Source organism: Serratia sp. JSRIV006 (genome assembly GCF_019968685.1).
In the GTDB taxonomy this organism is placed as follows: Bacteria; Pseudomonadota; Gammaproteobacteria; order Enterobacterales; family Enterobacteriaceae; genus Chania; species Chania fonticola_B.
Genome location: NZ_CP074137.1, coordinates 4,373,593 through 4,386,924 on the forward strand (window position 1 = coordinate 4,373,593; position 13,332 = coordinate 4,386,924).

Annotated in this window: 12 protein-coding genes; 9 read left to right on the forward strand and 3 right to left on the reverse strand. The window is 55.8% G+C overall.

Annotation, left to right across the window (positions count from 1 at the left end):
• Positions 1 to 17: 17 nt before the first annotated feature.
• Positions 18 to 881, reverse strand: coding sequence for a class II fructose-bisphosphate aldolase (locus KGP16_RS20300; protein ID WP_021807611.1), 864 nt, complete (start codon positions 879 to 881; stop codon positions 18 to 20).
• A 48-nt stretch (positions 882 to 929) separates the two neighbouring features.
• The gene (gene yihU / locus KGP16_RS20305) at positions 930 to 1,820 is read right to left on the reverse strand and encodes a sulfolactaldehyde 3-reductase (protein ID WP_021807610.1); all 891 of its coding nucleotides are present in this window, start codon (positions 1,818 to 1,820) and stop codon (positions 930 to 932) included.
• Between the two features lie 224 nt (positions 1,821 to 2,044).
• On the opposite strand from yihU, the gene KGP16_RS20310 reads away from it, so the two are divergent.
• From KGP16_RS20310 to proX, 5 genes are all read left to right on the forward strand, one after another.
• Positions 2,045 to 2,941, forward strand: coding sequence for a sugar kinase (locus KGP16_RS20310; RefSeq protein WP_223500254.1), 897 nt, complete (start codon positions 2,045 to 2,047; stop codon positions 2,939 to 2,941).
• Between the two features lie 36 nt (positions 2,942 to 2,977).
• The gene (locus tag KGP16_RS20315) at positions 2,978 to 3,778 is read left to right on the forward strand and encodes a DeoR/GlpR family DNA-binding transcription regulator (protein ID WP_024530699.1); all 801 of its coding nucleotides are present in this window, start codon (positions 2,978 to 2,980) and stop codon (positions 3,776 to 3,778) included.
• A 343-nt stretch (positions 3,779 to 4,121) separates the two neighbouring features.
• A complete protein-coding gene (proV, locus tag KGP16_RS20320; RefSeq protein WP_021807606.1) occupies positions 4,122 to 5,324 on the forward strand; it encodes a glycine betaine/L-proline ABC transporter ATP-binding protein ProV in 1,203 nt (400 codons plus the stop codon).
• Positions 5,317 to 6,426 (forward strand): glycine betaine/L-proline ABC transporter permease ProW, encoded by a 1,110-nt coding sequence (gene proW / locus KGP16_RS20325; RefSeq protein ID WP_021807605.1) that lies wholly within the window; start codon positions 5,317 to 5,319, stop codon positions 6,424 to 6,426. Before proV ends, proW begins: the two co-directional genes overlap by 8 nt.
• A 72-nt stretch (positions 6,427 to 6,498) precedes the next feature.
• Positions 6,499 to 7,500 (forward strand): glycine betaine/L-proline ABC transporter substrate-binding protein ProX, encoded by a 1,002-nt coding sequence (proX, locus tag KGP16_RS20330; protein ID WP_021807604.1) that lies wholly within the window; start codon positions 6,499 to 6,501, stop codon positions 7,498 to 7,500.
• A gap of 33 nt (positions 7,501 to 7,533) precedes the next feature.
• Here the strand turns inward: proX and KGP16_RS20335 are convergent, their stop codons facing one another.
• On the reverse strand, positions 7,534 to 8,412 hold the full coding sequence (locus KGP16_RS20335; RefSeq protein ID WP_094981231.1) for a LysR family transcriptional regulator: 879 nt from the start codon (positions 8,410 to 8,412) through the stop codon (positions 7,534 to 7,536).
• A gap of 103 nt (positions 8,413 to 8,515) precedes the next feature.
• Here KGP16_RS20335 and KGP16_RS20340 point away from each other — a divergent pair, with 103 nt between their 5' ends.
• The 4 genes from KGP16_RS20340 to emrA all read left to right on the forward strand — a co-directional run bounded on the left by KGP16_RS20340 (position 8,516) and on the right by emrA (position 13,298).
• Positions 8,516 to 9,715: an MFS transporter gene (locus KGP16_RS20340; RefSeq protein ID WP_174334735.1), complete on the forward strand. Its 1,200-nt coding sequence runs from the start codon at positions 8,516 to 8,518 to the stop codon at positions 9,713 to 9,715.
• 393 nt (positions 9,716 to 10,108) lie between these two features.
• Positions 10,109 to 10,630, forward strand: a complete 522-nt coding sequence (mprA, locus tag KGP16_RS20345; RefSeq protein WP_021807601.1) for a transcriptional repressor MprA — start codon at positions 10,109 to 10,111, stop codon at positions 10,628 to 10,630.
• 22 nt (positions 10,631 to 10,652) lie between these two features.
• Positions 10,653 to 12,104: an efflux transporter outer membrane subunit gene (locus KGP16_RS20350; protein WP_179250839.1), complete on the forward strand. Its 1,452-nt coding sequence runs from the start codon at positions 10,653 to 10,655 to the stop codon at positions 12,102 to 12,104.
• A 21-nt stretch (positions 12,105 to 12,125) separates the two neighbouring features.
• Complete coding sequence (gene emrA / locus KGP16_RS20355) at positions 12,126 to 13,298, forward strand: multidrug efflux MFS transporter periplasmic adaptor subunit EmrA (RefSeq protein WP_024484847.1); 1,173 nt, start codon at positions 12,126 to 12,128, stop codon at positions 13,296 to 13,298.
• Positions 13,299 to 13,332: the final 34 nt, after the last annotated feature.

The following is a 13,332-nucleotide window of genomic DNA, read 5'->3' on the forward strand; positions in this document are numbered from 1 at the left end:
TGCCGCGCAACGGATGCTTAAAACTGAGCGGCTTTACCCTGGCTGCCAAACAGCCTGATTTTTTCGGCGACCTTGGCCTGCATCACATCACGGCCATGCCCGAGCGACACCGCCAAGACAAACTCGTGCGGATCCTTGTCGAGCACTTCAGCCATGCCCTGGGTGAAGGCCTGCCGCAGTTCGGTGTCCACGTTCACCTTGGCAACGCCCAGTGAAACCGCCTTGCGGATCTGATCGTCTGGTACGCCAGAGCCACCGTGCAGCACAATCGGTTTTTTGACGATCTCGCGGATCTCTTGCAGGCGTTCGAACGCCAGCTTGGGCTCCTGTTTGTACAGGCCGTGAGCGGTGCCGATGGACACTGCCAGATAATCCACCGTGGTCGATTGAGCAAACTGCAGCGCTTCGTCACTGCTGGTGATCAGGGCGTCTTTTTCGTCGACCGAAATATCATCCTCGGTGCCGCCGATCTTGCCGATCTCACCTTCGACCCCAATGTTCAGCGCGTGGGCCACATCCGCCACGGCACGGGTGATCCGCACGTTTTCGTCAAATGACAGGTGAGAGCCGTCAAACATCACCGACTGGAACCCGGCCTGCACCGCCTGCATGGTCTGTTCGAAGCTGCGGCTGTGATCCAGGTGGATGCACACCGGCACCGTGATATCGTGCATAAACGCATCGATCATCGCCTTCATGGGCTCCAGCCCCATCACGCTAATCACTTTCTGCCCCACCTGGATCATGATCGGGGCCTGCTCCTGTTCGGCTGCCAGCAAAATGGCGCGAATGGTTTCGGCGTTGTGTGCGCTGAACGCGCCGATGGCATAGCCGTTTTCCCATGCATGTTGGATCATGGTGTTACCAGATAAATAAGGCATTTCTTCTCCCCTCTGCGCGCTGCATAGCAACCGCAATTACGTTAAGTGTTACGCGTGATCCGCTCTGCCCGAAGCAGCCCGAACCTGTTCCAAAATGGCACTCCAATCCTGACGCCCACGCCCGCTGGCCCGCGCCTGGCTGTAAACCTCGCGTGAGGCTGCGCCCATCGGCATGGCAACGTGCAACTGATTGGCCACATCCAACGCAATGCCCAGATCCTTGTGCGCCAGATCGATCATGAACGCCGGGCTGAGATCGCCCTTCAGCACCTTGTTTGGCCAAGTGGTGGTGAAATGCCCCTTGCCTGCCGGTGTGCCGCTCATCACTTGCAGCGCAACGTCAAACGACAGCCCCAGCGCCTCGCACAGCACCGCAGCTTCGGCAGACAGCGCGTTGAGCGCGATGCTCATGTAGTTGTTGATCAGCTTCACGCGGATCCCCATGCCCGGCCCACCGGCGTTGATCAGCTCCGAGCCCATCGCCATCAGCACTGGCGTCGCACGCTCCACCTGCTCGGCAGTCCCACCGGCCAGGATCAGCAACGTGCCAGCCTGAGCATGGTCTGAAGTCCGCCCGACCGGGGCATCCATCAGGCTAAAACCCCGAGCCTGCATCTGGGCAATCAGCCGATCCGTTTGCATTGGGTGGATGGTGGACATATCCATCACCAATGCCGCAGGCGATAAGGTGCAGCACACCCCCTCGGCACCAAATAGCACCTCATGTACCAGTTCGCCGTTAGGCAACATGGTGATGACGAACTCCGCGTCCTGTACCGCCTGCGCCGGGCTGGTTGCCGCCTTGGCCCCCTGAGCAACCAAGGTGCTGACCGCCGCCGGGCTGATATCAAAAACGTTCAGCCGGTGCCCCTGCTTGATCAGGTTGCTGGCCATCGGCGCGCCCATTTGCCCTAGCCCGATAAATGCGATCTGTGCCATGGTTCTCTCCTGTTGGTTACTAGTGTCATGTCTGTGTCATCTCACCGGCCACAAATCAGACCGTTTTTGTCTGTTTTTGATCGTATTTGTAATTTATGGTCAAAAAATTGACAGCCGTCACTCTTTTAACATTTGAGTGAATTAAAATGGTGGCAGCGTGATCGGTAGCCACTTTTTGCTGAAAACCGTTCGCTTACACAGTTCAACATCCAGGGATCCAGACCATGACTCGAATCGCATGCGTAGGCATTGCAGTGCAAGACCGCCTGTATTACGTAGAGAAACTGCCTGAAGGCGGGGGGAAATATGTTGCCACCGACTACCGCGAAATTGGCGGAGGCCCAGCGGCAACGGCTGCGGTAGCCGCAGCCAGATTGGGTGCAGAGGTAGATTTCATTGGCCGGGTCGGAGACGATGCTACCGGGAAAACCCTGTTGGCCGAGTTAGGCAGCTATGGCGTGAATGTCAGGCATGCGCGCCGTTGCCCACAGGCGCGCTCATCACAATCGGCTGTGCTGGTGGATGCCCAGGGAGAACGCATGATCATCAACCATCCCAGCCCAGACTTACCCGAGGATGCCGAATGGCTGCATAACATCGACTTTAGCCATTACGATGTGGTGTTGGCGGACGTGCGTTGGCATCAGGGCGCGCTGACTGCCTTCACCTTGGCCCGGCGCGCAGGTGTCACTACCCTGTTGGACGCCGATGTCACACCGCAGGATATCCGCCCGCTGGTTGCTTTGGCCGACCATGCTGCCTTCTCCGAGCCTGGTTTGCTGCGGATGGCAGGAAAAACGGATATCGAGCAGGGATTGCGTGCAGCAAAAAATGACAAAAACGGACAAGTTTATGTCACTCAGGGTAAACATGGCTGTTTCTGGTTGGAAAACGCTCAACTGAAACATCAGCCAGGCTTTCCGGTTGAGGTGGTGGATACCACGGGAGCTGGAGACGTTTTCCACGGTGCGCTGGCGGTAGCCCTGGGTTCACAACCCGATATAGCTCAGGCGGTGCGTTACGCCAATGCAGTTGCCGCATTGAAGTGTACCCGTCCTGGCGGGCGCGCGGGCATCCCCAATTGTGATCAAACTGACTCTTTCCTGGCCAGTTTTGTATAATATGGTTGGCCCATGACAATATTAAGGGAGTGGAGCATGAGTCTGACTGAACTTACCGGCAACCCACGCCACGATCAGCTGATCCAGTTGATCGCCAAGCGCGGCTATATGAACATCGACGAGCTGGCGCAATTGCTGGAAGTGTCTACGCAGACGGTCAGGCGCGATATCCGCAAACTGAGCGAGCAGGGGCTGATTAGCCGCCATCATGGCGGGGCAGGCCGTGCCTCTAGTGTGGTCAACACGGCCTTTGAGCAACGGGAACTCTCTTACACGCAAGAGAAGATAGCCATTGCGGAGGCCATTGCCGATTATATTCCCGATCGTTCCACCATTTTTATCACCATCGGCACCACCGTTGAGCATGTTGCCCGGGCGCTGATGAACCACAGCCACCTACGCATCATTACCAACAGCCTGCGGGTGGCACATATCCTGTATAAAAACACCGAGTTCGAAGTGATGGTGCCGGGCGGTACGCTGCGCCCCAATAACGGCGGTATCATCGGCCCCAGCGCCGTAAGCTTTGTGGAAGGCTTTCGCGCCGACTATCTGATCACCAGCGTAGGGGCAATCGAAGCCAACGGCGATCTGTTGGAATTTGACGTGAATGAGTCCAGCGTGGTGAAAGCGATGATGGCACACTCACGTCATATTCTGCTGGCTGCGGACCACACCAAGTTCCATGCTTCGGCGGCAGTAGAAATCGGCAATACCCGACAGGCGACCGCGTTATTTACCGACCTACCTCCCCCCTCAGCAATGGGATCGGTGTTACAGCAGCAGCAAGTGGAACTGGTCGTTATTCCCACCAGCAGCGAAGAACCCACGCTCTGATCCACGGTGGTAAATCTGCTGATTTTCCTGCCGTTCCTCAATGCACGCAGAACTTTACCATGCGTGCATTAATTACCCGTTTGACACTGCCAATATTCCCTGCCAATAGTTGCCATAGTCACCAATATATCCTGCCATTACCCATTGCTCATTACGGTTAAATAACCGCGTAAAAACCGGGTAATTATACCCAATCATCAAACCGGGTATCACCAGAAAAATCCTGCGATATGAACATTGAGGGTTGTCTCAGAATGTCAGTGTGTTAGGGTATAGGGCACTCTTATTTTCTATTAGGACAATTTTAGCGTTTGATAATAAACCAAAGGAAACAGCGAATTGCATGGCAATTAAACTAGAAGTTAAAAATTTATATAAGATATTTGGTGAGCACCCGGAACGCGCATTTAAGCTGATAGACAAAGGTTTGACGAAAGACCAGCTGCTGGAAAAAACGGGGTTATCACTGGGCGTCAAGAACGCCTCTCTGGCCATTGAAGAAGGCGAGATATTTGTCATCATGGGGCTTTCCGGTTCCGGTAAATCCACCCTGGTACGCCTTCTCAATCGTCTGATAGAACCCACCCGCGGTGAGGTGCTGATTGACGGCGAGGATATATCCAAAATATCCGATGCTGCGCTACGCACCGTGCGGCGTAATAAGATCAGCATGGTGTTCCAGTCATTCGCTTTAATGCCGCATATGAACGTATTAAATAATACCGCCTTCGGCATGGAATTAGCGGGTATTCCTTTACAGGAACGCCAGGAAAAAGCGCTGGACGCTTTGCGTCAGGTTGGGCTGGAAAATTATGCCAATGCCTATCCCGATGAACTGTCCGGTGGTATGCGCCAGCGTGTCGGCTTAGCCCGCGCCATGGCTAACGATCCGGATATATTGTTAATGGATGAAGCCTTCTCTGCGCTGGACCCATTAATTCGTGCCGAGATGCAGGATGAGCTCGTCAAATTACAGGCGAAACATCAGCGCACCATCGTCTTTATTTCCCACGATCTGGATGAAGCGATGCGTATTGGCGATCGCATTGCCATTATGCAAGGCGGCGAAGTGATCCAGGTGGGGACCCCGGATGAAATATTAAATAATCCGGCCAACGATTATGTGCGCACCTTCTTCCGCGGCGTCGATATCAGCCACGTTTTCAGTGCCAAAGATATCGCCAAACGTCGCCCGGTGACCCTGATCCGTAAGACCCCCGGTTTTGGTCCGCGCTCTGCGTTGCAGATCCTGCGTGATGAAGACCGTGACTATGGCTACGTGCTTGAACGCGGCCAGAAATTTATCGGCGTGGTATCGATAGACTCTCTCAAGCAGGCGCTGGCGGCCAATCAAACGCTGGACGACGCCTTGCTGGATGCCCCACTGCCCGTTCCGGCGGATATGCCGCTGAGCGAACTGATCTCACTGGTCGCACAGGCTCCTTGCGCCGTGCCGGTGGTCGGGGAAGACAACAACTATATCGGTATCATTTCCAAAGGCATGCTGCTGCAGGCTTTAGATAAAGAGGGCCCTACGAATGAGTGATTATCAGGATCCATGGGCAACAGCTGCCACATCCCCTAACGACGCCCCGGCAACTCAGGCTGCTACCAGCAGCGATCCCTGGTCAACCGGCGCACCGGCAGACAGCGTACCCCACGATGCCGCTAATCAGGCCGCATCGGGCGCTGACTGGCTTAACAGCGCCCCAGTGGAGCCCGAGCACTTTAGCTTGCTGGATCCGTTCCACAAGGCTTGGGTGCCGTTTGACAGCTGGGTCACCCACGCCATTGATTGGCTGGTGTTGCACTTCCGTCCGCTGTTCCAGGGCATTCGCGTGCCGGTAGATTTCATCCTCAGCGGTTTCCAGCAGTTTTTGCTGGGTATGCCTGCTCCAGTCGCCATTTTGCTGTTCTCGCTGATCGCCTGGCAGATATCCAGCCTCGGCATGGGGGCCGCCACGCTGCTTTCATTGGTCGCCATCGGCGCTATCGGGGCCTGGTCACAGGCAATGGTCACGCTGGCGCTGGTGCTCACTGCCCTGTTCTTCTGCATCCTGATCGGCCTGCCGTTGGGCATATGGCTGGCCCGCAGCAAACATGCCGCCAAGGTGATCCGGCCACTGCTTGATGCCATGCAGACCACACCAGCCTTCGTCTATCTGGTGCCGATCGTCATGCTGTTCGGTATCGGTAACGTGCCGGGGGTGGTCGTCACGATCATCTTCGCCCTGCCGCCCATCGTACGTCTGACGATCCTGGGCATCAAACAGGTGCCGGAAGATCTGATCGAAGCCGCCGAATCCTTCGGCTCCAGCCCGCGCCAGCTGCTGTTTAAAGTGCAGTTGCCACTGGCCATGCCAACCATTATGGCCGGGGTTAACCAGACGCTGATGCTGGCGCTGTCGATGGTGGTTATCGCCTCGATGATCGCCGTAGGCGGTCTGGGCCAGATGGTGCTGCGTGGTATTGGCCGCCTGGATATGGGGCTGGCCGCCGTAGGTGGCGTCGGTATCGTTATTCTGGCCATTATTCTCGATCGCCTCACCCAGTCACTGGGGCGCGATCGCCGCAGTAAAGGGCTAGGCCGCTGGTATACCCACGGCCCAATCGGGTTGATCGCTCGCCCGTTTATCAAAAAAGCCTGATCGTTCTACCCGCCAGCGGCTTACTGCCCTGGCGGGCTATCTCCAAACAACATCAATAACAGAGGAAAAACTATGCGCACTACAGGGATCTGGGCGATTGCCCTTACCACACTGCTTGGTTCACAGGTTGCTTCCGCTGCTGATTTGCCAGGAAAAGGTATTTCGGTACAACCGATACAGAGCACCATCTCCGAGGAGACCTTCCAAACGCTGCTGGTCAGCAAGGCATTGGAAAAACTCGGTTATGACGTCAAAGAGCCACGTGAGGTGGACTACAACGTGGCCTACACTTCCATCGCCGCTGGGGACGCCACTTTTCTGGCGGTGAACTGGGATCAGTTACACGCCGATCAGTATCAGGCCGCCGGGGGCGATAAAAAATTCTATCGTGAAGGGGCTTACGTCAGCGGTGCCGCTCAGGGCTACCTGATCGACAAAAAAACCGCCGAGAAGTATCACATTACCAACGTTGAGCAACTAAAAGATCCGAAAATTGCCAAGCTGTTTGATACCAACGGTGACGGCAAGGCCGACTTGACCGGCTGTACCCCGGGCTGGGGCTGTGAAACGGTGATTAATCACCATATCGACGCCTATGGCTTGGGCAAAACCGTTGAGCATAATCAGGGCAACTACGCCGCCATGATCTCCGATACCATCACCCGCTTCAAAGAAGGCAAGCCGGTGCTGTATTACACCTGGACGCCGTACTGGGTCAGCGATGTGATGGTGCCAGGGCGTGACGTTGTCTGGCTACAGGTGCCGTTCTCTTCCCTGCCGGGCGAGCTGAAAGATGTCGATACCAAGCTGCCGAACGGGGCCAACTATGGCTTCCCGGTCAACAACATGCATATTGCCGCCAATAAGCAGTGGGCGCAGGCCAACCCTGCCGCCGCCAAGCTGTTTGCCATCATGAAACTGCCGATTGCCGACGTCAACGCGCAGAACCTGCGGATGCATGCAGGCCAGTCCTCCGAGGCTGATATCCAAAACCATGTCAATGGCTGGATCAAGGCTCACCAAGCCACGTTTGACGGCTGGGTGAAAACCGCCGCTGAAGCCGCCAAGTCATAATAGCCCCATGGGCGCGGCATAGACGCTGCGCCCTCATTCCGGCAACATCATCTCGGTAAACTGTAAAAATCGTTCGGCCGTCTTCGACAGAGGTGAGTTCCACACGCAATACACCTGACGACGTGGACCATCGACGATCGGAATAGCCACCAGCGAACTCAAACGCTGGGCGGTGGAAATTGGCACTATTCCCGCCGCCAAACCTCGCCGTACCAGATTCTCCAACCATTCGATATGGTCGATCTCAAAGCTCACATGGCGTTTGATCCCTGCCGCCTGGAAGGCCCGGTCGGTCTGCCGCCGTGCCCCGGTTCCGCTATAGAAATCCACCAGCGGCACTTCTGATAGCGTTTGCAGATTGATACGTTGATACCCCGCCAGAGCATGTTCTGCGGCCACCAACGCCACCAGCGGCTCATCGGTCAACTGGCGATGCGACTCTGGCAGCATGTCTTTATCGCCCGGCCAGATGCCAACAAATGCCACATCGGTCTTCTGCTGGCGAATATCTTCCAGCAACACCTCGCTAATGCCAACGTACAGCCGGATATTCACCGCCGGATGATGACGGTGGAATTCCCCCAGCCTTTCGGTGAGGTCAATCGCGTTGATGGTTGAAATAGTGCCAATCGTCAGCGTACCGGATACCGTACCAGCGGCCGCCACCACTTCCTCTACCAACGTCTGCTTGGCGGCCAACAACCGCTGCGCCGGTTGAATGAAAGCCCGGCCAGCAGTGGTCAGCTCAACGCGACGCGAAGTGCGCTCAAACAGCGTACAACCGAGTTCTTCTTCCAGCTTGGCGACCTGATGACTCAGGGCAGACTGCACCGTATGGCAGCGCTGTGCAGCACGGGTAAAGCTCTGCTCCTCGGCCACCGCCAGGGCATAACGGATCTGTTTTAGATTCATGCTATCTATCGTGAAATGAGATGGATAAGATGAAAATTATACATTGGTTTAACATTCTATTCTGCCTGATACTTCGATCACAGATTTCCATTATTGAAGACCTATGAACCAACCAACCGAACACCCGGGGCTTAGCCCTGCACTGACGCTGTTAATCGCGATGGCCACCGGCCTGGCGGTTGCCAGCAACTACTACGCCCAGCCGCTGCTGGAAACCATCGCACAAAACTTTAATCTCTCGGTTAACCAGGCCGGATTTATCGTCACCGCTGCCCAGCTAGGCTATGCGGTTGGCCTGCTGTTTCTGGTGCCGTTGGGCGATATGTTTGAGCGCCGCGGGCTGATCGTCTTTATGACGCTGTTAGCCGCCGGGGGCATGCTGATCACCGCATCCTCCAGCACCCTATCGATGATGATCCTCGGAACGGCCCTTACAGGCTTGTTCTCCGTCGTGGCCCAGCTTTTAGTGCCACTCGCCGCCACCTTGGCGCACCCGGCAAAACGCGGTAAAACCGTCGGTGTGATCATGAGCGGCCTGCTGCTCGGCATTCTGCTGGCACGTACCGTCGCCGGTGCTTTAGCGGCCCTCGGCGGCTGGCGTACCATCTACTGGGTGGCCAGCGTGTTGATGATCCTGATGGCCCTGCTGCTGTGGCGCGCCTTGCCACGCTATAAGCTGCATTCCGGCCTGAACTACCCGCAGTTGCTGAAATCCATCTTTTCCCTGTTCTGCTTCACCCCGTTGCTGCGTACCCGCGCGATCATTGGCGCTTTGTCGTTCGCCAACTTCAGCGTGCTATGGACCTCAATGGCTTTCCTGCTGGCTTCCCCACCGTTCAACTATTCCGAAGGCGTAATTGGGCTATTTGGTCTAGTGGGTGCTGCTGGCGCCTTGGCAGCCTCACGTGCCGGTCATCTGGCCGATAAGGGCAAAGCAGGGCTAACCACCAGCGTCGGATTGGTGCTGTTGCTGCTGTCCTGGATCCCGATTGCGTTGGCCCCGTACTCTCTCTGGGCGCTGATTATCGGCATTCTGGTGCTGGATCTGGCGGTACAGGGGGTGCATGTCACCAACCAAAGCGTGATTTATCGCATCATGCCGGAGGCGCGTAATCGCCTGACCGCCGGTTACATGACCAGCTATTTTATCGGGGGTGCCGTGGGTTCAGTACTTTCCGCCGCCGCTTATCAACATGCTGGTTGGAACGGCGTAGCGGCGATTGGTGGCGTATTGTGCGTGCTGAATCTGCTGACCTGGTGGCGTGGCAAGCGCTATGACCCGCAGGGTCCGGCCACTATCTAGTTAGCAAGAAAATAATAACCCAGGAAATTTATTAGGCCGCAGGGTGTGAAAATTACTTACACTCTGGTAATATTGTCGCGGTAAATTATTGGCGACCTATGCACCCTGCGCCCCGGACCACCATGAACGACCTTACTCAGGTAAGTTTTCTTTCTATCCCCTCCGCAGGATGCCGTAGTGCCCCGCCCAGTGACTTAAACAAACCTTACCTATCTCAGCCTGCGGAACGGCAGAATTTGTGCCTTCAATCACAAGACCTTAGAGTCTGTGGCGTTAAGCATTTACAAACAACTTACAAATGACACGAATTGCTAAATTATTCCCTTGGCTGAAGATTTACATTATTAATCACTATCGTTACTATACCGAACGAAATTAATGAGGCACTAAATTATGGAAAGCTCGTTTACCCCCATAGAGCAAATGCTGAATTTCCGCGCCAAACGTCAGAAAGACTTCCCATACCAGGAAATCCTGCTGACCCGCCTGTGCATGCATATGCAAGGCAAGCTGTTGGAAAATCGCAATAAAATGCTGAAAGCACAGGGAATCAACGAAACCTTGTTTATGGCTCTCATTACGCTGGATGCGCAGGAAAACCACAGTATTCAGCCTTCTGAGCTAAGCTCGGCCCTGGGTTCGTCACGCACCAATGCCACCCGCATTGCCGATGAACTAGAGAAACGCGGTTGGATTGAGCGCCGGGAAAGCGATCACGATCGCCGCTGCCTGCATCTGCATATGACCCAGGCTGGGGAAGCGTTTCTCGAACAATTGCTGCCACCGCAGCATAAATGTCTGCACTTTCTGTGGTCTACGCTGAACGACGAGGAGCAGCAGCAGCTTGAAACGCTGACGCGCAAATTGTTGACCCGTTTGGATCAGATGGAAGTTTCAGAACAGTTATCCCAATAATTCCTGTTCAGGTAATCATTTTATGCGATCCCCGTTAAACTGGAGATTCACCCCGCTGTTCGCCGTTCTGTTGCTGGCGGGGTGCGCATCTACCGATAATATTGCCCCGCAATCCAAGATGATGGATCCGCAACAGCTGCAGCTTGCCCAGCCGAAAGTCAGCTCGCTTGCCATCAGCCCGCAATGGTGGCGCACGCTTAACGATCCCCAGCTTGATAGCCTGATGACCCAGACGCTGCAAAACTCACCTTCGCTGCAACAGGCGGGCGCTCGCGTGCGTGAAGCCCAAAGCGTGGCAGGTGAAGCCAGTGCCGCCAACGGCCCCAACCTGGATCTGAATGCCAGCATCAACCGTCAGCGTGTGGCGCAAAACACCAACCTGGGCTTTGGCTATCCGCCCAACCCGGTGTATGAGTCCTCTAACTCCTTGGGCCTGAATCTGGCCTATGAGTTTGACTGGTGGGGCAAATATCGCAATCAGGTCAATGCGGCAAAAGCGCAGATCGACGCAGCCCGTGCCGAGCAGGCACAGGCCGCTCTGACGCTGACCAGTTCGGTAGCTTCAGCCTATTACCAGTTACAGGCGAATTACGCGCTGGAGAATGTGCTGCAACAAGAGGTGGATAACAATCAACGCCTGGCAGACCTGCGCCAAAAGCAATATAAAGCCGGGATCTACGGCGTGGAAATCCCGCAACAGACCCAGGCACAAGCAGACAGTGCCAAGCAGCAGATCATCCAGCTGCAGTCACAGATTGAACAACTCAAACACCAGTTGGCCGCCCTGGCCGGTCTTGGCCCGAATGCGATGCAGTCTCTGCATCCGGTGGCCATGCCAAGCGAAGAACAGTTAGCCCCCAAAGGCGAACTCACCGCAGAGTTACTGGGTAAACGCCCGGACATCGTGGCACAGCGCCAACTGGTAGAGTCCTATAACCAACGGGTCAGTGCGGCACGCAAAGAGTTTTACCCTAGCCTGTCGATCTCGGCCTTTGCTGGCTTGACCACCACCAACGTCGGCGGCACCAGCCCGAATCTGTTTGAGGCCGCCAGCCAGGCGTGGGGCGTGGTTCCGGCCATTTCCCTGCCAATCTTCCATGCCGGTGCGCTACGCAGCAAGCTGGGTGAAGAGTCTGCACTCTACGATCAGGCGGTGGGTTCCTATAACCAAACGCTCGTCAATGCGTTACAGGAAACGGCCGACGCCATCACCATTCAACAGAGCAGTAGCAAGCAGCTGCTGCAGGCAACCTCTGCCTCCCAATCCATGCAGGATGTGTACCGGGTCGCCAACGCCAAATACCAGGCAGGGATTATTGGGCGTGATGAACTGTTGACCAGCCAGACGCAGCTATTACAGCAGCAACAGGCACAACTGAATGCCAGCAGCAACTTGATGCAGGCGAAGATAGCATTGGTACGCGCGTTGGGGGGTGGCTACCAGGCCCCGGCGGCAGCGGAACCTAAAGCATAATTTTAGAGCGTGGAGAATACCATGAGTGCAAGTGCGGAAACTCAAACCCCGCAGCAACCGGCTGGCAAAAAACGGCAGCGTAAATTCTGGCTGCTGCTGTTGACGTTTATTTTTGTGATTATTGGTGTGGCCTATTTAGTTTATTGGTTCCTGGTGCTGCGTCATCACCAAGAAACCGACGATGCCTACGTGGCCGGTAATCAGGTGCAGATCATGGCACAGGTCTCCGGTAGCGTGAACAGCGTGACCTTTGATAACACCGACTTTGTCCGCAAAGGCGATGTGCTGTTAACGCTGGATCCTACCGACGCCGAACAGGCGTTTGAACGGGCCAAAACCGCGCTGGCCAACAGCGTGCGCCAAACGCATCAGTTGGTGATCAACGGTAAGCAGTATCAGGCTAACATTGCGCTGCGCAAATCCGAGCTGAGCAAGGTAGAAAACGATCTCAAGCGTCGTATCGTGCTGGGCAACGCCGATGCCATTGGCCGCGAAGAGCTGCAACATGCGCGTGACGCGGTAGACAATGCCAAAGCGGCACTGGAAGTCGCAGTGCAGCAATATAATGCCAATCAGGCGATGGTGCTGAATACCCCGCTGGATAAACAGCCCGCCGTGCTGCAAGCCGCCGCACAGATGCGCGACGCCTGGATGGCGCTGCAGCGTACCCGCATCGTCAGCCCAATCACCGGCTTCGTTTCACGCCGTAGCGTTCAGGTGGGGGCACAGATCTCCCCTGGGACGCCTCTGATGGCCATAGTGGCACCGGACCATGTCTGGGTGGACGCCAACTTTAAAGAAACGCAGATCGCCAATATGCGTATCGGCCAAGAGGCTACCGTGGTAAGTGACCTGTACGGCAGCGACGTGGTGTTCAAAGGCAAGGTCGTGGGTATCGATATGGGTACCGGCAGCGCGTTCTCACTGTTGCCTGCACAGAACGCGACCGGCAACTGGATCAAAGTGGTACAGCGTTTACCCGTGCGTATCGAACTGGATGCGCAACAGGTTGCTGAGCATCCTCTGCGTATCGGTCTTTCTACGCTGGTCAAAGTCGACACCACCAATCTGGACGGCCTGGTGCTCTCCGATACGGTACGCCAAAAACCGCTGTTTGAAACCAACGCGCTGACGCTGGATCTGGCGCCGGTGAATCAGATGATCGCCGATGTGATCCATGCAAACGCCGGTTAAGCGAGCGGGAGGCTACCTTGGCACAGAAACCGCT